Below are 26,997 nucleotides of genomic sequence, written 5' to 3' on the forward strand. Positions count from 1 at the left end.
GTAACCCCACCTTCTGTTCCTTCTTTCTCTGTTAGAGTATATGTATGCACTCCTGCTTCTGTATATGTAATATCTTCGAAAGTAATTGTTCCGTCTGCTTTGTTTTTAGCTGTTCCTACTACTTTAGCACCCTCTTTTAGTTCAAATTCAAATTGATCATCTTTTAGTGTGCTTCCGTTTAGTGCTTTTGTCGCCGTAATAGTTGCTTTTGTTTCAGCTGCTTTATAGGTATTTGTGAATGCTGGGTTATTTCCTGTTACTGCCACTACTAATTTACCTTGTCCATTGTCAGTAACTTCTACTTTTACTTCGTGAGAAGTTTTATCGTACGTAACCCCACCTTCTGTTCCTTCTTTCTCTGTTAGAGTATATGTATGCACTCCTGCTTCTGTATATGTAATATCTTCGAAAGTAATTGTTCCGTCTGCTTTGTTTTTAGCTGTTCCTACTACTTTAGCACCCTCTTTTAGTTCAAATTCAAATTGATCATCTTTTAGTGTGCTTCCGTTTAGTGCTTTTGTCGCCGTAATAGTTGCTTTTGTTGGTTTTGCTGTATAAACGTTTACAAAAGTTAGGTTATCTAACCCTGTCACTGTTGCTACTAATTTACCTTCACCATTATCTTTTACATCTACTGTAACTTCATAAGCATTAGGGTCATATGCTACTCCATCATCCCCTGATCCTGCTTTTTCTGTAATAGTGTAAGTGTGTTTCCCTGCTTCTTTATATGTAATTACTGGGAATGTAATTTTTCCTGCTGCATCATTCTTAGCTGTGCTAACAAGCGCACCATTTTCTTTTAATTCGAATTCATACTTCTCTGCTTCTAGTACTTTGTTTTTCAGTACTTTTGTTCCTTCTAGTTGAACTGTTGTTTCAGCTGCTTTATAAGTATTTTTGAATTCTTTATTATCATATTTTACACTTGCCATTTTAACACCGTAAACATCTTCTACAGTAACTGTTGCGTTGATAGTTTTAGTGTCATAAGTGTATCCACCTTTTTTACCATCTACTTCTTTGATTTGGTAATTAAATGTTCCAGTACTTGAGAACTTAACAGCTGGGAATTTTACTTTTCCTTTAGCATCGTTTTTCGCTTCTTGTACAGTTCCATCTGGTGCAATTAATTGGAAAGTGAAAGCATCTGATTCTAGAGCTTTACCTTCAAGTTTTTTAGTTACCTCAAATACAACTTCATCTGATTTACCACCTGCTCCAATACCTTCTGTTGTAGTTAGTGGCGCAAAACCTGGTATATCAAAATTCCCTTGATCTGTTGTAGCTGTAGCATTGTTGAATGCTTTTTTAGTAGCATTATCAACAGGCGCTGTTAAACGTGTTTTGTACATTACATATAAACCTTTGTTATCTAACGTACCTCCGTTTGGTCTAATGCTAAAATGATTTGGATCTGTTATAGTTACATCCGTTTTTGCTAATGGTGGACGTGTTTCTGCTTTATTCCATTCAGTGAAATAGTATCCTGTAATATCACTAGCTAATACTTGTCCTTCTGGGATGGTATCTGCTATATTAACATTTGTAAAGTGTTTTGCATAACGGTTTATACGGATACGCCAGTTTACATAGTTAGGATCACTTGAGTCTTGAACTCCCCATTTCGTAAATCCTGTTGGGTCATCATCTGGAACAATACGAGTTAGAGTATAGTTTCCAGCTCCAGGGAAAGTAATGTTATATGGAGTATCTAACTTAACACTATCTGCCCATACAACAGTAAATAAAGCTGTAATTGTTTTATCTTCTGGCAAGTTAGCAAAGTATTCTTGATTTGTTACTGTAACTGTTGCCGTATTAGCTGCTTTATTTGTTGTTAATTTCGCGATTACTGTTCCATCTGCTGCTCTCAAATCAGTTGTTGAATCTTGTTCGATTTTAAATTCGTTTGGAACTTGGTAAACCATATAATCTCCATTTTGTAATACTACATCATTTGGGAAAGTATATGTTGGTGATATATAGAATTTTCCTTCCCCATATTTTGCATTATTTACAACTGGATTATTATTGATTTTCACAGTCGCTGTCATGTTATATTTATTTGCTGGTAATTCTGCTGCTTTTACGGTATTACCAGTTTTTAAAAATGGTACAAATACTGATAATACTAACAAAACTGCCATAAATACATGAACATATTTTTTTGTAATATTTTTCACTATATTATCCTCCTTAAATATTTAGGCATAAATCCCTACTTTATATTATATATATTCTTTTATAATTTTGCAAAAGTTTAATTTCGATTTTTCACTTTTTTATGATATAAAAAATATATATCATTATCTTAATTATAACTTAACAAAAAACTTATTCTTGTAGTATAAATCAACAAAGAAATTATTATTTAATTTTTAAAAAAATATCTCATTTTTTACTAATTTTTCTCCAATTTTCTGCTAAATAATAATTAAAATATATTTTTCATTTTAGTAACCACATTCGTCACTATTACTCTAATAATCACATATTTTTTTAAAAAGTATTATTTACCTAATAAACATAAAAAAGAGAGAATAAGAATTCTCTCTTTTTTCACAGATTGTTGCCAAAACGGCCAAAATATCAATGGACATATTGATGTTTTGGTCGTTTTTCAAAAAAAATAAGCCATATGGCCGAGTATCAGTAGTATTAAGGGAGGATTACACCTCTCTTAGTGCTATTGTTTTCATATTTTGAACGCAACAAGACAACCAAGCGTACGACTGTACTTTGACTTTCCCTCTATATATTCTATATTGAAAGTAACTGTTCCATCTGCTTTGTTTTTAGCTGTTCCTACTACTTTAGTTCCTTCTTTTACTACAGTGGATATTTATTTGTTAAAGGCATTCCAACAAAGACAATTTTATCATCACCTTTATAATAATGTATTTCATTTTTTGTTGGATATAATGGCGATTTTGCTGCTTCAACTTCATATTCGTTAAAATTTGGTCCTTTTAATAAACCTAACGCCTCATTCATAGTATAAGTTTTATCTGAATATTCATTGATAACATCTAGATAATCTTCTTTCGAAATAGTAAACAGTTCATCTCCATTAGATGATTTTGATTTTCTAACTCTGTCTTGAGTAATCCAAGCTAATAAATTAGTTTGTTCTTTTAATCTTGATAAATCATTGCCTGAAACTGCCACTTTATTTATTAATTTTTCTACTTCTGCTAAATCATGAACAACTTTTTATTCTTGTTTCTTTTCTTCTTTTGGAACATCTTTTTGTTCTGAGTTATTTTTTTCATTTTTTTCTTTATTGGCTTCTTTTGCTGCACATCCTGTTATAACCAATGCACCTGCTACAAGAACCATAAGTAATTTCTTGTTCATATCTAAGTTCTCCTTTATACAATAAAATAATACTTTCTATTGACTATTCTTGTTTCTTTGTCACCATTATACCACATTTTCTCTAAATAAAAAAATAACACTCAGTGTAACTTAATTTCTGAGTGTTATTATATAATTATTTTTTAATACAACCTTATCTCATACCTTTATCGTATGGAATACCAAGTGCTTCTGGAGTAGAAGTTTTCTTAGAAAATACGATAAGTGCAATGATTGTAGCTACGAATGGGAACATGTTCCAGAATGATACTGGAATTGGTAAATCTGGTGCTAAGATAGAAACTTTCTCAGCGAATACTTTAGTTCCTCCGAAGAATAACGAAGCTAATGTTATTGTAATTGGGTTATATTTACCGAAGATTAATGCTGCTAATGCTAAGTATCCGAATCCGTATACCGTGATTGCTGCATTGAAACCTTGAGAGAATGTAGTTGCAATTATAGCTCCAGCTAATCCTGCTAGACATCCTGAAATAAATACCCCAATGTAACGATATTTAAATACGTTTAATCCAAGTGAATCACTGGCTTGTGGGTTTTCCCCAACAGAACGTAAACGTAATCCGAATGGACGTTTATAAATTACATAATATGTTACAATTACTAAGATTACAGCTATAAATACTGTTGGATAAATAGTGAATTTACCAAATACTGTATATCTTGGGAAACCACTTGCTAATAACAATTCATATGTACCATTAAAGTGGTTAACTAAGAATAATGCTATAGCTGGTGTAATTAAGTTAATCGCAGTACCTGAGATAACTTGGTCAGCTTTTAAGTTGATACTGATATATGCGTGGATTAATGACATTAAACCACCTGCAAGTGTTGCAACAACTAAACAAATTACTAATTGGAATAATGTTGGAGATCCATCGAACACTGATAATGCTAATAGCGATGCAACAAACGATCCAAAGATTACGAAACCATCAAGGGCAATGTTGACAACCCCACTTTTTTCTGAATAGAAACCACCGATGGCAGCTATAAGAATTGGTGCAGTATATTGTAACATTGAGTCTAATAGTGATAATACTGTATCCATCTATTTATCTCCTTTCTGTTTCTTACTACTAAATAATTTATCAAGCAACTTGTTATCAAAGATAGCTTTAGCTGCAACGAATAATACGATTAAACCAATTAAAATATTCGCGATATCTTTTGGAATACCGATGAATGACAATTGTGGAGTTAATACTCCTAGGAATCCGAATAATAATGCACCTAATAGTGATCCAACAGCTGTGTTTGCACCAATTAATGCAACCGCGATTCCCATGTATCCAAATCCTTGGAATGTTGAACCTGCTACTACTTGTCCTACAGGTCCCATATTGTAAAGAGCACCACCTAGACCAGCGAAAGCTCCTGAAATAGCCATAGATAACACTGTGTTTCTATTAACTTTCATACCTACAAATTTTGATGCATTCGGGTTAAATCCTACAGAACGTAATTCATAACCGAATACTGTTTTTTCCATAACGATATAGAAAATAATAACACTAAAAATAGCTAAGAATAAATCAGTTCCTAAACGATAGTTGTTGAAAATACCTTCAACTAAACTATTTTGTAAGTATCCTGTTCCATCAGCTGAAACGATAGGTTTAGAAATAATATCGTTAGTCCCTTTAATATATTTAGGTACAGCAAATTGTACGAAATATAAAGCTGTGTAGTTTAACATGATTGTTACAACTACTTCACTAATATTAAATCTAGCTTTTAAGTAACCTGCAATAGCTGCCCAAAGACCACCTACTACAACACCAACTAAAATACTAGTAATTAACACTAAATAGAAGTTCATACCTTCCATTTTAATCGCAACAAGTCCAGCGAAAAGACCACCCATAATGAATTGACCTTCTGCCCCAATGTTGAATAAACCTGTTCTAAATGCAAATGCAACAGATAATCCAGTACAAATAAGCGGAATTGTTGATACAAAAATTTCAGCTATACTGTTTGAGTCTGAAAAAATATCTCCGATTACTCCAAACACATCTCCTGGTGCTGCCCCTATCGCTGAAATAAGAATTGCTCCAATAATAAATGAAGCTAATATCGGTAGCACCGCATTAGTTAAAACTTTCTTTAACATACGTTCTCCTCTCTACTTCTTAACCCCTGCCATAAGCAGACCAAGTTGTTCTTTTGTTACATTTTCATCATTATCCACAATATCAATGATATTACCATTGTGAATAACTGCAATTCTATCAGATAAAGTTAAGATTTCATCTAAGTCAAATGAGATTAGAAGAACTCCATTACCTTTATCACGATAATTAATTAACATTTTGTGGATACCGTTAATAGCTCCAACATCAAGACCACGTGTAGGTTGAGTTGTTACTAATAATTTTGGATCTAATTCTAAAGCACGCCCAATAATAAGTTTTTGTTGGTTACCACCACTCATACTACGTGCAGAAATTTTTTCATCACCAGCTTTACGAACATCATATTTTTCACAAATTTCTTTAGCAAATTTTGAAATAATATTCTTTTTCAAGAATCCACGTTTAGAGAATTTTTCTGTATAATAGTTTTCTAGAACTGAGTTTTCTTCAACACTGAAATCTAATACAAGACCATCTTTATGTCTATCTTCCGCAATAATTTCAAGTCCAAGCTCTTTACGTTTTGCTGTTGATAATGAATTAATCTCTTTTCCTTCAAAAATAATTTTTCCTTTTGTTTCTTTAAGTAAAGCATTTAGTACTTCTACAAATTGTTGTTGACCATTCCCGTCAACTCCCGCAATACCAAGAATTTCACGTTCACGTACATTTAAGCTGAAGTCATGTAGAATATCTTTCTTCTCAGCAGTGTCAGCATAAACACCTGAAACTTCAAGAATATTTTTCTTACCATCTCTTGAACGCTCATATTTAATTATTTCTAAGTCTTTACCAATCATAAGACTAGCTAGTTTTTCTTTTGTTGTTTCTGCTATTTCAACTGTTCCATAGTACTCACCACGACGAATAATACTACAACGGTTAGCTACAGCCATAATCTCGTTAAGTTTGTGAGTAATTAATAAAATAGTTTTTCCCTCTGCTTGTAGATTTTTAAGAATAGCTAAAAATTCTTTAATCTCAGCAGGAGTTAAAACCGCAGTAGGTTCGTCAAAAATTAAAATGTTAGCATCTCTATATAACATTTTTAAAATTTCAACCCTTTGTTGCATCCCAACACTAATATCTCCAACTAATGCTTTAGGATCAACTTCTAAACCATATTTTTTAGATAAATCTTTAATTTTTACTGCAGCACTTTCTAAATCAATTTTTCCACCTTTAACTTCTTCCATACCTAAAATAATATTTTCAGCAACAGTGAAGTTTTTAATAAGTTTGAAGTGCTGATGCACCATCCCTATCCCAAGTTGGTTAGCATGCTTAGGGTCTTTAATATCAACTTCTTTACCATTCAATTTAATAACACCGGCTTCTTGATGGTACATACCAAAAAGAACCGACATCAACGTAGATTTCCCTGCACCATTTTCACCAAGTAAAGCATGAATTTCATTGTTCTTTACCTGAATAGTGATATCTTTATTTGCGTAGAAGTCGCCAAACTTTTTAGTTATGTTTAGCATTTCTATAGCGTACATATCTTTACCTCTCTTTTATAAATTCTTACATACATATATTATAATATATTTTGACAAACTAGTATAGCTTTTTAATACATTTTTTTCATATATTTACCATTATTTCAGTTATTATAAAATTATTAATTATCAAGGTGTATTCGTTTTATAATTTTATAATATACTACTAGTTTTGTAACTTTTATAATTTTAATTATAATATAAATTTTTTAATACTATTTAAGAAATATAATAATAATTTCCTAAAAAAAGACCTAGCAATCGCTAGGTCTTATATAATATAAACTTCTTAAAATTAAAGTTCTCCGTCGATATTAGCTTTATCAGCTACGCCAGCAGCATCAGCTGCAACTGTTGCTTTACCAGATTTTAAATCTTCAACAACTGTTTTAATTTTAGCTTTGATATCATCGCTTAAGTTAGGGTTTTCTGCTGGAAGTCCAACACCATCTTCTTTAATAGTGAAGACTTTAGCTTTTCCACCTTCAAATTTTCCAGCTTTGATAGCGTCTAAGATGTTAGATACTGCAACGTCGATACGTTTAACAGCTGAAGTTAAGATAACTGATTTTTCAACATCTTTTCCGTCTTTATCTTTAGCTTTGAATACACCTTCAGAATATTGGTCTTTATCTACACCAACGATCCAGTGTTTAACTTCTCCGCTTTCTTTAAGATCTTTAGTTGCTCTTTCTTGAGCTTCTTTGATAGATCCACTTCCAGTACCACCAGCTGCTACGAAGATTACGTCAGCTCCAGCATCAAACATAGTTGCCGCTAAAGTTTTACCTTTGTTAGTGTCGTTGAATGAACCACTGTAGTTGTAAACAACTTTGATATCTTTTTTAGCTGCTTTAGCACCTTGAACGAACCCAACACCAAATTTAACTACTGCTGGGATTTTAGCTCCACCAATGTATCCAACTTTACCAGTTTTTGATTGTAAAGCTGCTGCATATCCTGCTAAGTATCCTGCTTCGTGTTCTGAGAATGTAACTGATTCTACGTTTTTGTTTTGAACTACACCATCGATGAAGATGAATTTTTTATCTGCAAATGAATCTGCAACTTTTGGTAATTCTTTTTCAAAGTAGAAACCAGCTAATGAAATTACGTCAGAAGCTTTTGCTGCGTTTTGTAAGTTTGCTGCAATATCACTTTGGTTTTTAGTTTCGATTGGGTTTAGTGCTTTTCCACCATTTTTTTCAGCCCAAGCTTTTACTGTCTCAACGTTACTTTGGTTGAAACTTTTATCTTTTGCTCCACCTTCGTCAGTTACAACACCGATTTTTAATCCAGAGTTGTTAGAAGATGAATTTCCGTTAGATGATTTAGAAGAACATCCAACAATAATTAATGCTGCTGATAAAACAACTGCTATTAACGAAAATACCTTTTTCATAAATAAAAAGTCTCCTTTATTTGTATATTGTTTATATCTAAATAATACCACATTATCTTTGAAACTTCAATAATTTATTAAAAAAATATTAACATTTTTTCATAATGTTCGTTTTCTAACTATAAAAACCTATAAAAGTAGTGTTTACAGGCGTTATTATATCTATTCTTCTATATTCATATAAGATTATTTTAGAATAATAAAGTATTTCCAAAACATTAAGAACGTTTACATTTTTATACGAATTTTACATTTTATAATATTATTACACATTAATTATATTCCTCGGATAAACACTTTATTTTATTGAACTAATTACATTTTTTATTTTACGAACTTTAAAATATCACACTCTAATCATTAGATAATAATGTATACTAATACTTATTCTTAAGATAAAACAATTTATATAAAACTACAGATTTTGATAAATATTTAAAATCAACATTAGCAAAAATAGATTATATTCAGCTATTATCCTATTTCCTCTAGATGCGATAATTTTACATGCTTTACTTTAATAAATTATCACATATTAGATATTTCCTATATCTTATTTAGAAAAAATAGGAGTGTCCGAAATCAAAATCTCTTAGAAATTTCGCTTCAAACAGCTCCTATATTCTTTAATTATAGTTCACCTTCTATATTAGTAACTGAACCTTTTGCTTTTAATTCATCTCCAGTAGCTACTACTTCGACTTTACCTGATTTTAGTTCTTCAATAGCACTAGCAACTTTTGTTTTAACTTCATCACTTAAGTTAGGATTTTCTTTTGGAATTCCTACACCATTTTCTTTAATACCAAAGATATGTTCACCTTTTGTAAATTTACCTTCTTTGATTTCATTTAATATTTTAGTGACTGCTACTTCAATATTTTTTACAGCTGATGTTAGGACTGCAGATTTTTGGTATTCTTTTCCGTCTTTATCCTTCCCTTTAAAAATACCTTCTTCATATTGATCTTTATCTACACCAACAACCCAGTGTTTAATCTCTCCGCTCTTAGACATATCGATAATACCACGTTCTTTAGCTTCTGATATTACACCATTACCAGTATTACCTGCAGCAACAAAAATTACATCTGCTCCTGAGTCATACATAGTAGCCGCTAATGTTTTCCCTTTATTTGTATCTGAAAAAGTTCCACTGTAATTGTACATTACTTTAATATCACTTTTAGCTGCTTTAGCACCTTGTACAAATCCAATACCAAATCTTTCTACTGGTGGAATTTTAGTTCCTCCAATATATCCAACTTTTCCTGTTTTAGATTGTAAAGCTGCAATATATCCAGCTAAATAACCAGCTTCTTGTTCTTTAAAGATTAATGAAGCAATATTAGGCGCATCAACAAAAGTATCAACATACATGAATTTTTTATCTTTATATTGTTCCGCTACTTTTGGAATTTCTTTTTCAAATTCATAACCAGCTAAAGAAATAATATCAGACACTTTTGCCGCATTTTGTAAATTAGAAGTTAAATCTGATTGAGTTTTTGTTTCTAAAACAACTGGCTCTTTTGCACCATTAGCTTTCGTCCATGCTTGAATTGCCTCTACGTTAGCTTGGTTAAAACTCTTATCTTTTGCTCCACCTTCACCAGTTACGACACCAATTTTATATCCACTCTTATCGCCAGATTTAGTGTCGTTCTTAGCATTTTTTGAAGAACAACCAACAACTATTAATGATAATGCAACTAAAATTGCAAATATAGTACGTAATTTTTTCATAATATCCTCCTTAAAAATTTATGTACTAAGACCATAATACTACTTTTTTGAATCGTTTGCAAGATATTTTTTTAAGATTTTAAAAAATATAAATAACATAAAATATACTTCTAAAAAAATACTATGATTCCTAATGATTTAGTACTTTCTATTTTTCAATTAGACTAGAATACTAATTTTATTATATATAATCTATATAATTCATCCTATCAACTATTACTTTGTTTTGAAATTAATCTCTAAAATTGTAAACGTTAATAATAAATAGGTTAGAAATTATATATTTTCTGAATGTTTTATGCTATAATATTTTTGATAAAGCATTTTCAGGAGGATTTGTATTATGACATATTATGAAAATATTGTAGAAACTGCAAACTACATAAAGAAATATTTTGGGGAACCTATTGACTATGCAGTAGTTTTAGGAAGTGGTATTACACTTGAACTTGAAGATCAACAAGAACTTGGTTATGAGGCTATTCCACTTTTCCCAGGAAATAAACACGCTAATCGAGTTAAAGGTCATGCTAACAAACTAACTTTTGGTAAAATCTCTGGTAAAAACGTTCTAGTATTAAACGGTCGCCTTCACTTCTATGAAGGATATAGCATGAAAGATGTTGCTTTTATGACATATGTTGTTAAATTTTTAGGAGTAAAAGGATTATTCATCACTAACGCATGTGGTGCTATTAATACTAACTTCAGTGAAGGTGATATTGTATGTCTTGACGACTTTATTTCACTAGTGAGTAAAAACCCTCTAATGGGAGAAAACGATCCCCGTCTAGGTGAAAGATTCGTTGATATGACTACACCATTCAACCCATATCTAGTAGAAAACTTACACAATTCTGCTAAAAAACTAGATATTACTTTACACACAGGTGTTTATGGATTCTTCCAAGGTCCTTACTTTGAAACACGTGCTGAAATTCGTGCATTCAAAACAATGGGATGTGATCTTGTAGGAATGTCTACAGTTCCAGAAGTAATCGCTGCAAACCACGCATCACTTCCAGTTGCTGTTTTAGCTTGTGCTACTAATATGGCAACAGGTATACAAGAGAAAAAACACGACCATGAGCATGTATTAAAAACTGCACAAAAAATTAGTATAAACCTGAAAAATCTTTTAATAGAAACATTAGAAAACTTAAAATAGAAGGAGTAAAATTATGGAGAAAACTATTTTCGAAAAAATTATCGATGGAGAAATCCCAAGTTACAAAGTATATGAAGATGAACATGTATACAGCTTTTTAGATGTATTTCCTATAACAAAAGGACATACATTAGTAATACCTAAAAAACATAGTAGAAATATCTTCGACTGCGATCCAGAAACAGCCGCTAATATCGGACGAGTTCTTCCAAAAATCGCTAATGCTGTGAAAGACGCATATGGGTGCGATGGTGTTAATATCTTCCAAAACAATGAAGAATATGCAGGACAAAGTGTATTCCACCTACACTTCCACATTGTACCAAGATACAAAGACAAAGATACAAACTTCGATAACTTAGAAGTTAAATGGCCACCACAAAAAGTTGAACCAGCAGAATTCGAAGAAATTAGAAAAGCTATAGCTAACAAACTATAATAACAAGAAAAACTAGGTGATTTATGTGTAACCATAAAATTAGACCAAAGCGTCTAACTTTTTGAATGGTAAGCAATAATGAATTTACCTAGTTTTTTATTCTTAACATAAAAAATACGAGTCTGAGATAAATCCTCAGTTCTCGTATTTTTATATTATTCTATTATTTTCTTCCTTCTTTTGATGCAAATAAAGAAACGATTGAATCTAAAGTAGTTTTTGGTTTTTCTTCAACAAATTCTTCAGCTTCTTCTTTTACTTCTTCTGCTTTTTCAATTACAGGAGCTACTGTTTCGTGAATTTGTTCAAATGTAGGTTCTACTTTTTCTTCATAGTGAGTTTCAGCTGTTTCTTTAGCTTCTTCTGCGAACCCTTCTACTTTCGTAAAAGTAGGCTCAGTAACGTGTGAAAAATATTCTTTCACTTCTTCAACCGCATCTTGTGTTTTTTCTACAACAGGTTCTATTACTTCTTGTGTTGCTTCTACTACTGGTTCTGCTACTTCTTGTGCTTTTTCCACTACTAGTTCTGCTACTTCTTGTGCTTTTTCCACTACAGGCTCTGCTGCTTCTTTTACTTCTTCTACTTTCTCAGTAGTTTCTGCTACTATATCTTCTTTTACTTCTTCTGCTTTAGCGCCAAGTTGAACAAAGTTTTCTTTCACTTTTTCAGCTTCTTCAGTTGCTGTTAGTTCTTCTAATTTTTCTTTAGCAACATCTTTTTCTTCTTGTGCTTGAGCTTCTAATTCTTGAGTTTTTTCGTTAATAATAGCAGTTAATTTCTCAATACCATTTTTAGTATTTTCTTTTAGTAATTCTTTGTGTTTTTCTAACTCTTTCGGATTTTTATAATAATAAGCTCCTAATGCACTCACTGCTCCTAATAAAGCACCCTTAAAAATTTTACCCATGTTTGAATTCCTCCTAATTTCTTATCAGTATTGATTTTATCAAAAAAATCAAATAATGTAAAGAATTTAAAGGTTTTTATTTTTATAGATTATTTTTTGTTCTGTTTGTTTTGAAAAAAAATAGAAGCAATAATCAATTATTAGAATATTGCTTCTTATTGCTAATTATTTTTATTTTAAGTGTTTAACCCTTGCTACTATTTCTTTATGACGACCTTTAATCATCGGTCTAGCTTGTGGATTACCTAGGTAGCCACATGTTCTTTTTACTACATCGCAACTCTTCGGATCTCTATTTCCACACTCAGGGCATTTAAATCCTTTTTTAGTTGGTTCAAATTCTCCTTCATAACCACATTTATAGCAACGATCGATAGGTGTATTCGTTCCAAGGTATCCCACTTTGTCATATGCAAAATCCCAAACCGCTTCTAGTGCCTTAGGATTTTGTTTTAGCACCGGATATTCACAGTAATGGATAAATCCACCACTAGCGTAATAAGGATAATCTTTTTCGAAATCTAGTTTCTCAAAAGGTGTTGGATTTTTTCTAACATCGTAGTGATATGAATTAGTATAATATTCTTTATCTGTAATATTCTCTACAATACCGAACTTCTCAGTATCCATGCGACAGAATCTATCAGTTAGAGACTCACTAGGTGTTGAATAAATACTATACCAATAATCACCTTCTTCAGTCCACTTATCAACGCATTCTTTCATATAACGCATAATGTCTAATGTAAATTCCTTCGCTTCAGGATTTTTCTCCCAGTCACCACCATAAAATACACTCGCAACCTCATATAATCCAATATAACCTAGTGATAATGTAGAACGTTTATTATCAAAAAGTTGTTTAACCCTATCCTCAGGTTTTAGACGTTTTCCAAATGCTCCGTGCATATAAAGAATTGGTGCATTTTGAGGTTTTGCTTCACCACAACGTTTCGCTCTGTAATCTAGTGCATCTTTACAAATAGCTAATCTTTCTTTAAAGATTTCCCAAAATTCATCTTTACTACCCTTAGATTCTAGTGCTATTCTAGGAAGATTTAAAGTTACTACACCAAGGTTCATACGACCACTTTCCACAAGCTCACCTTGTTCATTTCTCCATGCAGGTAAAAATGATCTACATCCCATAGGAGTTTTACAACTTCCTGTTATCTTCGTAATTGTATCATACATCAAAACATCTGGATACATTCTTTGAGTTGCACATGATAATGCTAGTTCTTTTACATCGTAGTTTGGATCTGTTGGTTTTAAGTTCAAACCATCTTTAATAACAAAAATCAACTTAGGAAAAATCGCTGTTCTTTTTTCTTTTCCTAAACCATCTATTCTAACTTGCAGAATTGCTTTTTGTATTTCTTTTTCAAAATATCCCTCACCTAGACCAAAACCTAAAGAAGTGAATGGTGTTTGCCCTTGTGATGAATATAAAGTGTTTATTTCATATTCTAAAGACTGCATCGCATCAAAAATATCTTTTTTTGTTTTTTTATCTGCAAAAGCTTTTTGTTTTTCCTCATCATCTATCCACTCTTGTGCCATTTTTAAATTCTTCTCATAATTTAACTTAGCAAAAGGAGCAAGCACCTCATCTATTCTATCAGCACTACATCCACCATATTGACTTGATGCAACATTAGCTATTATTTGAGCCATTTGAGCTGTTGCTGTTTGAATACTCTTCGGACTATCTACGTCTGCATTTCCTATTTTGAATCCTTTTGTTAACATTTCTTTGAAATCAATTAAACAGCAGTTTGTTAAAGGTTGATACGGAGAATAATCTAAATCATGATAGTGAATATCTCCTTTTTGATGAGCGTTAGCTACATGTTTCGGTAACATTTTAAGACCTATAGCTTTAGCCACAATACCACTTGTTAGGTCTCTATGAGTATTAAATACTAAACTGTCTTTATTGGCATTCTCATTAACTACATTTTCATCACGATTAACTAGTTTTTCAATAGCTACATTAATATCAAGACTACGTTCACGTTCAATATCCCTCATACTTCTATAGCTAACATACTCTTCATATATTGCTTCTTCTCCCAAAGTAAGTAGCGTATGTTCAACAATATTTTGAAGTTCATAAATTTTAATATTATCTTTAAATCTGTTCCCTATTTCAATAATGACATTATCAACAATTCCATCAATATTAACGCTATGATTTTTTCCAAATACAGAATGAATCGCTTTTTCTATCGCTTTATAAATTTTTTCAGCATCAAATTTAACTATTCTACCATCTCTTTTTATAACTAATAGATTATTCATTAAACTATCCACCTTCGCTTGTGTGTATGAATATAAATTATTATTACGCATGTTATCCCTCATTCCTATATAATCTTAGTTTAATAAAAACGTTATAATACTATCTTATCTCAAAATATTTCCTCTGTCTACGATAAATATTTCCCGGAAATCTAGAAATCCTATAGCGTAGCCTTTGAGGTCAATTGTGAATTTTTATAGCCTTACTGTTTTTAAAAAGATATCTTGAAAATCCTATAATATCAGCAATTATCATGGTTTACATAAGCTTCTGTATTATTTTCTTTTTATTTTTATTTATAATACAGATTCTTTATCCCCAACATAATAATAATTAAAAATGACACTTAAAAAGTTCACCTATAACCAAAAAAATTATTATTTTATTACTTAAACTATGTTTTAATAATGTAATTTATGATAAAATTGTATTAAAGAATAAAGTGAGAAAAGACATATGAAAAAAACACAAATAGAGAAACTAACAGATCAATTATTTTCTATGGAAAATGACAACTCATTATTAATAAACGAACTAGAGCCTTATGTTGAATTATTTATGCACTATGAATGTGCTATGCTTGAGATTGAAACAAAACTTAATGTATTTGATAAAGAATTCTCTCTACATGGAGAAAGTAATCCTATCGAATCAGTCTCTACTAGATTAAAAACACCAATCAGTTTAATGAATAAACTAAAAAGGTTAAATTTGCCCTTTGACATAGACACAATAAAAGACAATATTTATGATGTTGCTGGTGTCCGTGTTATATGTTCATTTAAAAACGATGTATATAAACTTGTAGATGCCTTGAAACAACAGGACGATTTAACTGTAATAGCTGAAAAAGACTATATTAAAAATTATAAAGAAAATGGATATAGAAGCTACCACCTTATTGTAAAAGTACCTATCTTTTTATCAGATAAAGTCGAACATGTTGCTGTCGAAGTTCAATTTAGAACTATAGCTATGGATTTCTGGGCAAGTTTAGAACACAAACTTCGATACAAGAAAAATCTTAGTGAGGAAAAAGAGAAAGAAATCGAACGACGCCTACTACTCTGTGCTGAAATAAGTGCTAAACTAGACAATCAAATGCAAAAGGTTAAAGAAATTATAGAAGATGATTCACAATTTCTATAAGAATAAACCTCTAATATTAGGTAAAAATCCTATATTAGAGGTTTATTTTGTTCATATAACCTATTTTTCTAAACTATGTTTCATAGAATAACTAAAGTAAATCACTAAACCAATTAAAATCCAGCTACCGAATATTAACCATGTAGATAACTGTATACCATATAATAATATTACAAATAGTAGTATTGAGATAATTGGTAAATACGGCATCCCTGGCATAGTAAAACCACGTTTGGCATCAGGATATTGTTTCCTTATTATGATAGTTGAATAACTAACCAACGCAAATGCTATAATCCATGCTACATTAGCAAGGTCAGCTAGTTGACCTAGCGGTAAAAATCCTGTCAACACAGCCATTAAAATACCTGCACCTATTGTCGTTGAACCTGGTACATCATTCTTATTCAATTCACTTAGTTTTTTCGGTAATAATCCATCTCTACTCATAGTATATAATATTCTAATTGAAGCATACATAGTAGCTAATGGTCCTGCTAAAAGTCCTAATACAGCTCCTAAGGAAACTATTCCTGCAATTTTACCTTGCCCAACTACTTCCAATACATACGCAAGTGCATCTCCTTTTCCTAATTGTGAATATGGAACCATACCTGTTAAAATTAGACAAACAACAATATAAAAAGCTGTGCAGATTAGCAACGTTATTATAATAGATCTCGGTAATGATTTTTGTGGATTTATAGCTTCTTCTGCTGAAGTTGAAATAGTATCGAATCCAAGATAAGCGAAGAACACTGTTGTGGCTCCTATCATAACTCCTGATAAACCTTGCGGAGCGAAGCTATCAGTCCAGTTATTAGGCTTCACATAAAAGACTCCCACCAGAACAAATAGAATAATTACTATAATTTTAATAGACACCATAAAATTATTAACTAGCTTACTGCTACTCGTCCCTCTAAATAACACTAACATAATCAGTAAAACAACGACTATAGCCAAGATATTTCCATAGCCACCCTCAGAAGGCAAACTAGTAAATTCTCTAGGTATTTTGACTCCAAAGCCTTCTAATAAATTTTTAAAATAGCTGGACCAACCATTCGCAATTGCTGCCCCTGCGATTATATAACTTCCTCCAAGAAGCCACCCCATCAAGTGTGCTACTACTTCACCTAAGGTTATATAGCTATACGTATAAACGCTACCGCTTGATGGTATTGTCGATGATAGTTCCGCATAACATAAGGCAGTTAGACCACAGGCTAATCCCGCAATTAAAAACGAAAACACTACAGATGGACCAGCTTTAGAAGACGCTTCTCCTGTAAGAACAAGAATTCCTGAACCAATTACAGATCCTACTCCTAATAACACTAAGTCAAAAGTTCTCATAGTAGGCTTCAAAGTTTTTTTATCACTTCCATGAAGTATTGTTTCCAATGTTTTTTTTCTAAAAATTCTCATCAATCTCCCCTCCCATTATTCATTCAAATTACTTTTTCATCTCTTCTTTAAACTCATACTTCAATAAACTAAAAAGTAGGAATAACCTTTCCAATATTAAAGAAACTAGAACACCATAAACTTATAATTGTTCCATCACTAAATTACTTCACATAGCTCTCTAGAGAGTTAGTGATACTCTATTTTAGTATCAATAAACTATCCAAAACTATATTTACTAATATTATAATTATTTAACAACCCTAACCTCTCTAATAAACATCATTTAAAAGTTATTCCCACTTAAATTAATATTTAACTTATATTATCTTCTTATTTCTAATGTTTAATTAATAATAATTTTACCCTTTTTTATATTTTAAGAAATATATCCCGCTTCTTTTAGAATTTCTTTTGCATTTGGTTTTTTAGAAGAATTTACTAGAACTATTGGTCCTGTGCATCCCATTCCACTTTCTGCATAGATACCATGTTTCCATAATAATTTAGTAGCATCTTCAAGATCCAATATGTCTACTCCTGATATTTGTGAAGTTACTACTTCTTTCTCAGGCACTTTCACTTCCTCAGTATTTGACCCTTCTTTTTTAACTTTTAATTTTGAAATTAGTTCCCCTAATTTGGCATTATTTGCTTTTTTGTATTCTAGTTTAGCTATTTCATTAACTTTACCTTTAGCTATCTCATAAGCATATTTCAATGCATTTGCTACGACTGGTGAACCTGATGCTCTTGACAAGATTAATATTTTTCTATCATAATCTTCACCAACACCAGGACCATAACCATAGCCACTAGCCTCATAATCTCCACCAGTATTAAACGCTGAAAATACCTTCATAAACAAATTCCCAGTCAATGAATCAACAACCATAACATCTGGTGTAGCCATTAGCAAATCATTCCCTCTCATTACCGATCCACCATCTGCTCTTTGTGATGTTGCAAATTCAAAATTGTACCCATTACCTTTAAGGTCTAATAATATTTTTTCAACTTGTCTTGCACCTTCTACATTTGCAATTCCTACTGTAGGATTTTCTATTCCTAGTGATTTCGCAGTTGCAATACCGTATAATGTATTTCTCACCATAGCTTCTACTCTATTAGTAGCAGAAGTACCTGTAGTTGTTGCAAGAAGCATTTCACGCCCTCTAGCAGGTGTAATAACCCTACCTACTGTAGAAACTCCAATAGGAAAGTTATAGTGCATTGTAACACAAGATGCTATTTCCCCTTTATCTAATAGGTCTTCCATTATTTTATGAGCTTCTTCTTCATCTTTTGCTTCATATGATTCGAAGTCCTTATGCCCTTTACCTATTAAAACTATATCGAATATAGGATTTTTAGCTAATATCGCACCTTGAACTAAATTTTCAAAGCCATGTTCACTACCTAAAGTTGTTAAACCAACTTTTAATTTTTTGCCAAAGTTTCCTGTTTCTATGGCATTAGCTACTTCTAGCAATACTTCTGATATAATTTTTTTACTCATAGTATCACCCCTATTCTTCTAACATTTCTTGGGAAATTTTTCTCATTGATTCTGCTATAATTTTTCTTATTTCATCTTTAGAAGTTTCTGTAGTTTCTCCTTCTACAGCTCCATTATTTCTTTCAATTACAATAGATACCCCATCGAATAAGTTAGTCATTCTTCCTAGGAATAAACTTCCTTTACCTACTATCATAGCACGGTTTTTATCTCCTTTTGTAAGATCATCAATTAAGAATCCTACATATGGCACACCTGAAGGAATGTGTCCTTGAGTTGGAGCCCAGCCAGGTAATCCTTTTGCTTCGATAAATGATTTCAATTCTTTTTTCTCAATGTCTCCGCGCATTGCTGCTAAAGCCGCAATCATTTTGTAGTTAGCTTCAGGAACATTTCCTGCTCCTGCAGACTTAGTAATGTCTGGATTTTGCATTTCTACAGAAAATACATCAACATCTGTAATTTTTAGATTAGCTTTATCTAATGGATTAGCTACTAAAGCTCCCATTACAGCCTGTGGTGAAGATCCTGTTCCTACATTATGTTTTCCTACTAGATCAGTTCTTATTATTGGATTTACTCCATCATTTTCACCGATAAGAACAGCGAATCCACCTAGTACATCTTCAAGAACTGGTAGACCTTTTTTAACGTGATCTTTACCATTCATTCCAAGTTTAGCACTGGCTCCACCCGCAACCACTAAAACATTTTTGTAAACACCAGATTTTACTAACGCTGATGCACTTATTAAAGCATGAGTTGGTGCTGCACAGAAACCTCTTAGGTCAGAACCAGTAGCATTAACCAATCCTACAACCTCAGCTATAGATTTAGCGAAGTTACCACCACCACGTTGGTTAATATCTCCACAAGCTTCTTCAGAACATTCAACTACATAATCAATATCTTCTGGATTTATTTTGTAACTACGCAGTAATTCTAATGCTGAAATAACTCCAGAAGCCTTAACTACTAGATTTTCAAATATAACATGAGCATTCAAGTTCACATCGACATCATGAGCTTTTTTGACATAACCAACTACTTTTCCTTCGTGAACCAATGCTTCAAAATCATCTTCTTTATCGTTTATATCAGTTCCTTCTAATTTATCGAATAAAGGAGCTAGCTCTTTGAAGTTTTCCTCTATTTTCGGACGAACACTGGCTACAAACTCTTCTGATAGTTTTACTAAATCAAAAGCATCACAGATTTTCATCAAAGCTAAGAACTCATCTTGAGGAACAATTTGTCCAAATTTTCCGTGACGTTGACCTTGCTCGTCTTTAATATCATACCAAGGCATTGGGTAAGCTTTTAACTCATCAGGAGTTTTATTCCCGATATACACTTGGTTAGGTAAGTAGTTAACTACTTCTTCATATGAACGAATATGATTCGATACTTCTTTTAAAAACTCAGAATCTGGATTCGTTACTCTTTCTATTGAGCAAGTAGATCCATTTCTTACTATCATATCTGGTGTGTGAACAAGAATGTATCCTGCTCCCTTAAATACTGGATAATTCATAGCTATTGTGTGCTGAGGGTAAGATACCTACCCTCAGCTCCCCTTTCTTTTATTTTTTATTCGAATACTGTTTGACTATCTACTTCAACAGTTAAAGCATGTAATGCTTTTTCTACAAGACCTCTTCTTAGTTTTTTCTCTTCATCCGCATCTAATTTAGGATTTCCTAATGGGTGAGGAATTGCTATAGTAGGTACGATTCTGTTCGCTCCTACTGTTAGAGAAATCGGTACTACTGTACACATGTGAACCACAGGTATACCCGCTCTCTCTATTTCTTTTACCATCGTTGCACCGCAACGAGTACAAGTACCTCAAGTAGAAGTTAAAATTACAGCATCTACTCCATCAACTACTAATTTTTGTGCATATTCTTTTGCAAATCCTACTGCACTAGCAACGGCTGTACCATTACCTACAGTTGTATAGAATTTTTCATGTAAACTTCCAATTTTACCTTCTTTGACGAAATCTCTCATTACATCAACTGGTAATACTCTATCTGAATCTTCATTAGCATACACTGGGTCATATCCACCGTGAGCTGTTTCATGAGTTTCGGCAGTTAAATCGTTAAATCCTTCTAATGAGTATTCCCCATATTTAGAAGCTGAAGATGATTCAATGTGATCTGGGTTGCCTTTTGGCACGATTCCTCCAGAAGTTACTAAGGCGATTTTAGCTTTAGTTAAATCTTTAACCGCTGGATTTGGTTCTACTCTATCGAAGTTAGGCATTGGATATTCTGTTTCAAATTCTTCACCTTTAATTTTCTTAACAAGCATTTCAACAGCACGTTCAGAACCACGTTTTTCACTAAAGAAGTTTACACGAACTCCTCTTTCGTGGTATCCTTCTTCTTTTGGAGATAATATTTCTTCTCCTTTAGCTAATTTCGCTGCGAATTTAGCTAATTTTGGTAAAGCTTTTCTCATTCCTGCAGCACTATCAGATGTTTCAAGAATATAAACTTCTTTTCTAAACATATCTGTACCAGGGTTTTCTACATACATAGCTGTTACCGCTGGAATATGAAGTTCGTCTTGAACAGCTTTAGTAATAGTTCCTGCTGCAACTCCATAACGTCCCGCATTAAAAGCTGGCCCTGCGATAAATAGTTGAGGATCATATCCTTTAATCATATCAATAAGTTCTACTTGAACTTTTTCTAAATTTTCATTGAAGTAGCTATCTCCACAAACTACTGTAGCTACTACTTCGAATTCTTCTCCCAACTTGCCTTGTAACTGAACACTAATAGGTGGTAATTCAGTTCTTAATTCTGGTGCAATGTGGGCTTTTTCTTCTCCACCTACTCCGGCGAAGAATTGGTTTATATAATGTACTACTCTTATTTTAGACATTTTTATTTCCCCCTATATTGTTATTCAGACAATAAACTACTCTCCACGAACGTCTTTCATTTCGCTTGCGATTTCATCTACGTCTAATACCATTTCCATCATTCCTACTTGATCTTCATAGATTGCTTCATCTATTTGTGATTTAATTTCTTCTTCTACAATGTGATATACAGCTAGATTAAGTTCTACTCCAGCAAGTGGTCCTGCGAATGTTGGATCTCCCACTGTTACAGTTTCAGCTGCTAGACCAGCAGCTTCGGCTTCTGCAGCACCTAGTAAAACCACAACGTTTTCGTTACCGAATTTTTCGGCAGCTTCTTTAATACGTTTTTGGTTTTCTAAGTCCATAGCCCCTGCAGCCGTTCAGACAAAACACTCAGTAGATGAAAATACTACTTCTAATCCCTCAATTGGTTTTACACATTCTTCTATAGCTAATCCTGGAATCCCATCACGGTCACCAATGATAACTACTTTTTTATTAATAAGATTTACCATTATCTTATTCCTCCTTGTTCAAATCTATAACATTTATTTTTTAATTAGAAAGTTTTGGCACTTAAGTAACCAAATCCAGTTTCGTTAGTAGCACCTGTAATAGCTTGGATTTCTACTTCGATAGTTCCATCTTCTCTTAATGAATCTTGGTTACCACCAGCAATTACGTTTACTACATCAATGTGTCCTATAATTTTATCTAGTTTTGGTAATACTACTACTTGGTTAGCATTTCCACCTGTAACTACAGCATTAGCCGCTACATCAGCGTCAGCTAAACTTTGGCTAGCTCCGTCACGACCTGCATATTCATCTGTTACGATAACAGTTTTAACTTGTTCCGCTTCAATTTTTTTACAGTTCATAATTAAGTCAGTATCTGGATTACCAAATCCTTCTTGAGATACGATTACCGCATCTAAGTTTAAGTAACGACAAAGTTTTGCTGTCCAGTTAGACGAACGTTCTTTATCCATTAAATAAACATTTTCATTAGTAATTATTACACCTAAGAAGTTAATTTCTTTACCATGTTTTTTATATAGGTCTTCAATAACTCCATTGTTTAAGTGTACATAAGTTGGGTTTTTATCACATGCCGATACACAGTTACCACTTACAATAGCACCATCCATGACTTCTGTTGGATATAGGATAGTTGGTACTATTTGTTTTGCATCAACACCGTATACATAAGTATCATGTAATAGTCCTTGAGTTTGAAGCATGTATACATATCCTACTTTTGGAAGATCTGGATATTCAGCAATTTGTTCTAATAGCGGTTTTGTTTCATACACTTCTACTTCTTCGGGTTCTAATGTACGAGCTAATTCTGCAATATATCTTGCAGCTTTAAATCCGATATAACGAACTGCTTTTTCATGTTCATGTTGTTTAATTCCTTCTTTTGGTTCAGCTATAACGATTAGGTTATTTGTTTTTGAAAATGGAGTATATTCAGCTCCAACACCTGTCATATCGATGATACCTTCTTGGAATCCTACTATTTTACCAGTAGTTACAACAGCCATACCTTTAAGGGCGATAGTGCGTCCTTCTCCTACAGTATCTACTTTTGAAAGTATACCAGGGAATATTCCACCACGTCCTTCAACTTTTACACGAGGTTCAATTACATCCTTAACCGGAGTAATACGAACACTTTCACCAGGACGAGCAATTTCTAAATCAACAGATTCAATTGCATCATCCTCAAAAACAGCTTTTACAAGCTCTTCTTTATTTACATATAATACATTTGCCTCAATTTTTGATTCTGCAGCAAATTGTATATCTTTAATATGAATCTTTCCTAATTCAAGACGCATACCTAATACCTCCCTTTGAGTTAATTTTAATAATATTTTTTAATCATAGCTTCAATATTAGGAATAGTTGCATCGTCTTTAGTTACTTCTTCGACTTTGCTACCATCTTTATATATCGCTAATGTTGGTAACCCTAAAACTTTTTGTTTAATAGCAAGTCTTCTTGCTTTTGTTGTATCTAGAGATGTAAATTTGATTTTATCTCCATATGTTTCTGCCAATTTGTGTACATCAGGCATAAGAGCTTTACACGGTTCACAACCTTGGCTCCAGAAGTCTACAAACACATATCCTTCTGCTTCCAATACTTCTTGTTCAAAGTTTTCTTTATTAAGTTCTAACATTTTCTTTTTCTCCTTTTGTTATTTTATTTTTAAATTTTATTCAAATTTCTCAGCAATATATTTTTCAGCACGAATCGCTGCTACAGCTCCATCTGATACCGCAGTAACTACTTGACGGATATCTTTAACACGACAGTCACCAGCTACGAATACACCATCTACATTTGTTTTAGTATCTTCTCCTGCTTTAATGTATCCATCTTCTGTCATTTCTACTTTTCCTTCAAATAGTTTTGTTTGAGGAATATATCCGATGAAGAAGAATAATCCCATTGTTCCATCCTCTTCGTCAGCTTCAATTACATATTCTTCACCAGTTACTAAATTTTTCAATCTAATAGCTTCTAAGATTCCATCTCCGATTGCTTCAGTAACTACAGTATTTCCTAAAATTTCAATTTTTGGATTGTTTTTAGCTTTTTCTGCAGTAACTTTTTCACAACGAACATTTTCTCTACGGTATACAATTGTTACTTTACGAGCAAATTTAGTTAAGAATAAAGCTTCTTCTACAGCACTATTAGCTCCACCAACTACATAAACATCAAGCCCTTCGAAAAAGTCACCATCACAAGTTGCACAGTAAGAAATACCTTTACTTTCTAACTCTTTTATTCCTGGTGCATCTAATTTTCTTGGAGACGCTCCTGTAGCAATAATTACTGTTTTAGCAGTATAATCACCACTCACACAAGTAACTACTTTTTCATCTCCCTCAAGTTCAACATTAAGAACTTCATCTTGTTTTATTTCAGCTCCGAAACTCTTAGCTTGTTCAACCATTCTCGCTGTTACACGAGGTCCTGTTGGATCTTCCACCGCTCCAGGGTAGTTTTCAATTAAGTGCGTAATCGCAGCTTGTCCCCCATTTTTAGATTTTTCAAGAACCAAGGTACTTAATTTCGCACGTGAAGCATACAAAGCAGCAGATAAACCAGCTGGTCCTGAACCTATAATAATTACATCATAATGTCTACTCATAATTATTCTCCTTTTATTTATTATTTATAAAATTCTATTTATCGCATTTATTATTAAATCGTGATCGATGATACTAAAATCATCTTTTACTCTATCAGTCCACTGAGGCACTTCTCTATTATTTCTAAATTTTTTAAATGTTAATACCGCATCTGAGATTAAATTAACCGACGTTATATCCAAAGAATTATTTTCTTTTATGACAATCGTCCTATAAATTGTTTCATTTGGTTTCACACTACCATAAAGAGGATGTGTTACTATCTCCCAGTTTTCATGAACATAGTCTCTTACCTTTCTTAAGATATCTATATAACTCACATCTAAATACTCAATTTCTATATCTTTTAAGTTCTCCTCAATAAATTTTGGATTGTTAGTTATTAGTTTCATGTTACTCCTCCTAAAAAATAAAAAACAGAAAGAAAGTTAGCTTTCTCCCTGTTGTCTTGCTTCAGAGTTCTGTCCTAGTATGGTCTTTTTACCTGAGAATTTCATTAATATTTGCCAAATACTAACTTGTACCTTCGGTGTCTTGCGTCCTCTCCCACACTACTCTTACAGTATATTTCCTTATATTTTTATTTTATACTATTTCTCAAATAAATTAAAACGTTTTCTTAAGCGTTATAGTTGGTTCTCTAAAATATCTTAGCATAAAGATTTACATAAAATATAATTAATTTTTAAGAAACCTCTTTTTTTAAGCTTTTGTATTTTAAAATATAAAAAATATATTAATTTTTTTGATGTACCATTTTTATAATGTTAATGAATCATAGTATTGCAAATACAATATATATGATTTATATAAATACATAACAAATAATATAATTATGAAAATAATTCGAATGTTTTTCAAGTAATTGAAAGTTTCCATTGAAAAATGTTGTTATTTTCGTTATACTTAATTTACTATAAAGTAAATAAATCTATTTTAAAAGGAGGATTATTATGAATAATACTCAAAAAAGTTTAGTAGCTATCCTTATTTGTTACTTTTCCTGGGGACTCTTCCCCATATATTTTAAACTGCTAAAAAGCATAGGTGCATATGAAGTTTTAGCAATGCGAATTCTATGTTCATTTATTTTTATGATTTTAGTAGTAGGAATTGCTAAAAATAAGAAAACTATTTTTGAAGAAATAAAAAAAATCTGGGATAACAAAAAAAGTTTTTTACTACTAGTTCTAGCTTCGTTTTTAATTACTGGAAACTGGCTAACATACATAATCGCAGTAAATACTAACCACGTATTAGAAGCAAGTTTTGGATATTACTTAAATCCAATCGTTACAATTATCTTAGCTGTAGTATTTTTAAAAGAAAAACTAACTCGTACACAGACTATAGCCTGTCTTTTTGTTAGTGGTTCACTATTATACTTATTTATCTCATTAGGGTCTCTACCTTGGATATCAATCATGCTTGCATTGACATTTGGACTTTATAGTTTATGTAAAAAGAAAATTATACTTAGCCCTAAAGCAAGCTTACTAATTGAAACTGCAATAGTATCTCCAATAGCAATAATCTATATGGGTTATCTAGCATCAAATAATTCTGTAACATTCCATACTTTTGGAACAGACACACTAATTTATCTATTATTATCTGGTGTCATTACAGCTGTGCCTCTAATGTTATTTGCTAAAGGAGCAACGGATATCCCTCTATATATGTTAGGAATTTTACAATATTTACCACCTACAATGCAATTTTTTATAGGAATTTTTGTTTACGGGGAAGAATTAAGTGTTCAAAAATTAATATCATTCTCAATAATTTGGGTGGCAGTTGCAGTCTTCTGTTATTCTGCAGTTGTATCAATGAAAAAACAAAATTTAGTTAGTGAAAGTCACAAAAAGTAAA

The 26,997-nt window shown here is 32.1% G+C and carries 23 protein-coding genes and 1 riboswitch; of the genes, 4 read left to right on the plus strand and 19 right to left on the minus strand.

Annotated elements, in window-relative coordinates; genetic code table 11:
• From ACWOA3_RS05625 to ACWOA3_RS05660, 8 genes are all read right to left on the minus strand, one after another.
• Positions 1–2,186, minus strand: a 2,186-nt coding sequence (locus ACWOA3_RS05625) for a Spy0128 family protein (RefSeq protein WP_456884582.1), incomplete at its 3' end; no start/stop codon positions are given.
• Positions 2,187–2,832: 646 nt separating this feature from the next.
• Positions 2,833–3,171 carry a hypothetical protein gene (locus ACWOA3_RS05630; protein ID WP_003147818.1) on the minus strand — a complete coding sequence of 113 codons (339 nt, stop codon included), beginning with the start codon at positions 3,169–3,171 and terminating at the stop codon, positions 2,833–2,835.
• Between the two features lie 45 nt (positions 3,172–3,216).
• Positions 3,217–3,360, minus strand: coding sequence for a hypothetical protein (locus tag ACWOA3_RS05635; RefSeq protein ID WP_456884584.1), 144 nt, complete (start codon positions 3,358–3,360; stop codon positions 3,217–3,219).
• Between the two features lie 154 nt (positions 3,361–3,514).
• The gene (locus ACWOA3_RS05640; protein WP_442566809.1) at positions 3,515–4,435 is read right to left on the minus strand and encodes an ABC transporter permease subunit; all 921 of its coding nucleotides are present in this window, start codon (positions 4,433–4,435) and stop codon (positions 3,515–3,517) included.
• On the minus strand, positions 4,436–5,500 hold the full coding sequence (locus tag ACWOA3_RS05645) for an ABC transporter permease (RefSeq protein ID WP_048801994.1): 1,065 nt from the start codon (positions 5,498–5,500) through the stop codon (positions 4,436–4,438).
• 12 nt (positions 5,501–5,512) lie between these two features.
• Complete coding sequence (locus tag ACWOA3_RS05650) at positions 5,513–7,024, minus strand: ABC transporter ATP-binding protein (RefSeq protein WP_456884587.1); 1,512 nt, start codon at positions 7,022–7,024, stop codon at positions 5,513–5,515.
• Between the two features lie 295 nt (positions 7,025–7,319).
• Positions 7,320–8,426 (minus strand): BMP family lipoprotein, encoded by a 1,107-nt coding sequence (locus ACWOA3_RS05655; protein ID WP_456884589.1) that lies wholly within the window; start codon positions 8,424–8,426, stop codon positions 7,320–7,322.
• Positions 8,427–9,056: 630 nt separating this feature from the next.
• Complete coding sequence (locus tag ACWOA3_RS05660; RefSeq protein ID WP_003147809.1) at positions 9,057–10,172, minus strand: BMP family lipoprotein; 1,116 nt, start codon at positions 10,170–10,172, stop codon at positions 9,057–9,059.
• A gap of 343 nt (positions 10,173–10,515) precedes the next feature.
• On the opposite strand from ACWOA3_RS05660, the gene ACWOA3_RS05665 reads away from it, so the two are divergent.
• Entirely contained in the window at positions 10,516–11,340 is an 825-nt protein-coding gene (locus ACWOA3_RS05665; protein ID WP_003147808.1) for a purine-nucleoside phosphorylase, read from the plus strand.
• Between the two features lie 13 nt (positions 11,341–11,353).
• Positions 11,354–11,779: an HIT family protein gene (locus ACWOA3_RS05670; RefSeq protein WP_456884592.1), complete on the plus strand. Its 426-nt coding sequence runs from the start codon at positions 11,354–11,356 to the stop codon at positions 11,777–11,779.
• A 163-nt stretch (positions 11,780–11,942) separates the two neighbouring features.
• Here the strand turns inward: ACWOA3_RS05670 and ACWOA3_RS05675 are convergent, their stop codons facing one another.
• Complete coding sequence (locus ACWOA3_RS05675) at positions 11,943–12,689, minus strand: hypothetical protein (RefSeq protein WP_456884593.1); 747 nt, start codon at positions 12,687–12,689, stop codon at positions 11,943–11,945.
• Between the two features lie 171 nt (positions 12,690–12,860).
• A complete protein-coding gene (nrdD, locus tag ACWOA3_RS05680) occupies positions 12,861–15,044 on the minus strand; it encodes an anaerobic ribonucleoside-triphosphate reductase (protein WP_003147804.1) in 2,184 nt (727 codons plus the stop codon).
• A gap of 406 nt (positions 15,045–15,450) precedes the next feature.
• On the opposite strand from nrdD, the gene ACWOA3_RS05685 reads away from it, so the two are divergent.
• Positions 15,451–16,143: a GTP pyrophosphokinase gene (locus tag ACWOA3_RS05685; RefSeq protein ID WP_003147803.1), complete on the plus strand. Its 693-nt coding sequence runs from the start codon at positions 15,451–15,453 to the stop codon at positions 16,141–16,143.
• Positions 16,144–16,203: 60 nt separating this feature from the next.
• On the opposite strand, the gene ACWOA3_RS05690 is transcribed toward ACWOA3_RS05685, so the two are convergent.
• The 9 genes from ACWOA3_RS05690 to ACWOA3_RS05730 all read right to left on the minus strand — a co-directional run bounded on the left by ACWOA3_RS05690 (position 16,204) and on the right by ACWOA3_RS05730 (position 25,517).
• On the minus strand, positions 16,204–17,574 hold the full coding sequence (locus ACWOA3_RS05690) for an APC family permease (RefSeq protein WP_456884595.1): 1,371 nt from the start codon (positions 17,572–17,574) through the stop codon (positions 16,204–16,206).
• Between the two features lie 358 nt (positions 17,575–17,932).
• Complete coding sequence (grdD, locus tag ACWOA3_RS05695; protein WP_456884597.1) at positions 17,933–19,072, minus strand: glycine/sarcosine/betaine reductase complex component C subunit alpha; 1,140 nt, start codon at positions 19,070–19,072, stop codon at positions 17,933–17,935.
• A 10-nt stretch (positions 19,073–19,082) separates the two neighbouring features.
• Entirely contained in the window at positions 19,083–20,606 is a 1,524-nt protein-coding gene (gene grdC / locus ACWOA3_RS05700; protein ID WP_456884599.1) for a glycine/sarcosine/betaine reductase complex component C subunit beta, read from the minus strand.
• Between the two features lie 56 nt (positions 20,607–20,662).
• Complete coding sequence (gene grdB, locus ACWOA3_RS05705) at positions 20,663–21,970, minus strand: glycine reductase complex selenoprotein B (protein ID WP_456884601.1); 1,308 nt, start codon at positions 21,968–21,970, stop codon at positions 20,663–20,665.
• A 36-nt stretch (positions 21,971–22,006) separates the two neighbouring features.
• The gene (gene grdA / locus ACWOA3_RS05710) at positions 22,007–22,468 is read right to left on the minus strand and encodes a glycine/sarcosine/betaine reductase complex selenoprotein A (protein ID WP_081459799.1); all 462 of its coding nucleotides are present in this window, start codon (positions 22,466–22,468) and stop codon (positions 22,007–22,009) included.
• Positions 22,469–22,512: 44 nt separating this feature from the next.
• On the minus strand, positions 22,513–23,799 hold the full coding sequence (locus tag ACWOA3_RS05715) for a glycine/sarcosine/betaine reductase component B subunit (RefSeq protein WP_003147794.1): 1,287 nt from the start codon (positions 23,797–23,799) through the stop codon (positions 22,513–22,515).
• Between the two features lie 26 nt (positions 23,800–23,825).
• Positions 23,826–24,143: a thioredoxin TrxA gene (gene trxA, locus ACWOA3_RS05720; protein ID WP_003147793.1), complete on the minus strand. Its 318-nt coding sequence runs from the start codon at positions 24,141–24,143 to the stop codon at positions 23,826–23,828.
• A gap of 36 nt (positions 24,144–24,179) precedes the next feature.
• Entirely contained in the window at positions 24,180–25,124 is a 945-nt protein-coding gene (gene trxB, locus ACWOA3_RS05725; RefSeq protein WP_456884604.1) for a thioredoxin-disulfide reductase, read from the minus strand.
• 24 nt (positions 25,125–25,148) lie between these two features.
• Positions 25,149–25,517 carry a GrdX family protein gene (locus tag ACWOA3_RS05730; protein WP_456884606.1) on the minus strand — a complete coding sequence of 123 codons (369 nt, stop codon included), beginning with the start codon at positions 25,515–25,517 and terminating at the stop codon, positions 25,149–25,151.
• Between the two features lie 70 nt (positions 25,518–25,587).
• Positions 25,588–25,684, minus strand: a riboswitch (glycine riboswitch).
• Between the two features lie 394 nt (positions 25,685–26,078).
• On the opposite strand from ACWOA3_RS05730, the gene rarD reads away from it, so the two are divergent.
• Positions 26,079–26,996 (plus strand): EamA family transporter RarD, encoded by a 918-nt coding sequence (gene rarD, locus ACWOA3_RS05735; protein ID WP_456884608.1) that lies wholly within the window; start codon positions 26,079–26,081, stop codon positions 26,994–26,996.
• Position 26,997 lies beyond the last annotated feature (1 nt).

The organism is Gemella taiwanensis (genome assembly GCF_054054385.1).

Excerpts from the sequence above, each read along its gene's own strand:
- grdD (WP_456884597.1), bottom strand. The coding sequence starts at position 19,072 with ATGAGTAAAAAAATTATATCAGAAGTATTGCTAGAAGTAGCTAATGCC.
- ACWOA3_RS05675 (WP_456884593.1), bottom strand. The coding sequence starts at position 12,689 with ATGGGTAAAATTTTTAAGGGTGCTTTATTAGGAGCAGTGAGTGCATTA.
- ACWOA3_RS05670 (WP_456884592.1), top strand. The coding sequence starts at position 11,354 with ATGGAGAAAACTATTTTCGAAAAAATTATCGATGGAGAAATCCCAAGT.
- ACWOA3_RS05730 (WP_456884606.1), bottom strand. The coding sequence starts at position 25,517 with ATGAAACTAATAACTAACAATCCAAAATTTATTGAGGAGAACTTAAAA.
- ACWOA3_RS05640 (WP_442566809.1), bottom strand. The coding sequence starts at position 4,435 with ATGGATACAGTATTATCACTATTAGACTCAATGTTACAATATACTGCA.
- trxA (WP_003147793.1), bottom strand. The coding sequence starts at position 24,143 with ATGTTAGAACTTAATAAAGAAAACTTTGAACAAGAAGTATTGGAAGCA.
- ACWOA3_RS05645 (WP_048801994.1), bottom strand. The coding sequence starts at position 5,500 with ATGTTAAAGAAAGTTTTAACTAATGCGGTGCTACCGATATTAGCTTCA.
- ACWOA3_RS05655 (WP_456884589.1), bottom strand. The coding sequence starts at position 8,426 with ATGAAAAAGGTATTTTCGTTAATAGCAGTTGTTTTATCAGCAGCATTA.
- rarD (WP_456884608.1), top strand. The coding sequence starts at position 26,079 with ATGAATAATACTCAAAAAAGTTTAGTAGCTATCCTTATTTGTTACTTT.
- ACWOA3_RS05660 (WP_003147809.1), bottom strand. The coding sequence starts at position 10,172 with ATGAAAAAATTACGTACTATATTTGCAATTTTAGTTGCATTATCATTA.
- ACWOA3_RS05690 (WP_456884595.1), bottom strand. The coding sequence starts at position 17,574 with ATGAGAATTTTTAGAAAAAAAACATTGGAAACAATACTTCATGGAAGT.
- ACWOA3_RS05715 (WP_003147794.1), bottom strand. The coding sequence starts at position 23,799 with ATGCGTCTTGAATTAGGAAAGATTCATATTAAAGATATACAATTTGCT.
- ACWOA3_RS05650 (WP_456884587.1), bottom strand. The coding sequence starts at position 7,024 with ATGTACGCTATAGAAATGCTAAACATAACTAAAAAGTTTGGCGACTTC.
- trxB (WP_456884604.1), bottom strand. The coding sequence starts at position 25,124 with ATGAGTAGACATTATGATGTAATTATTATAGGTTCAGGACCAGCTGGT.
- ACWOA3_RS05635 (WP_456884584.1), bottom strand. The coding sequence starts at position 3,360 with ATGAACAAGAAATTACTTATGGTTCTTGTAGCAGGTGCATTGGTTATA.
- grdC (WP_456884599.1), bottom strand. The coding sequence starts at position 20,606 with ATGAATTATCCAGTATTTAAGGGAGCAGGATACATTCTTGTTCACACA.
- nrdD (WP_003147804.1), bottom strand. The coding sequence starts at position 15,044 with ATGCGTAATAATAATTTATATTCATACACACAAGCGAAGGTGGATAGT.
- ACWOA3_RS05685 (WP_003147803.1), top strand. The coding sequence starts at position 15,451 with ATGAAAAAAACACAAATAGAGAAACTAACAGATCAATTATTTTCTATG.
- ACWOA3_RS05665 (WP_003147808.1), top strand. The coding sequence starts at position 10,516 with ATGACATATTATGAAAATATTGTAGAAACTGCAAACTACATAAAGAAA.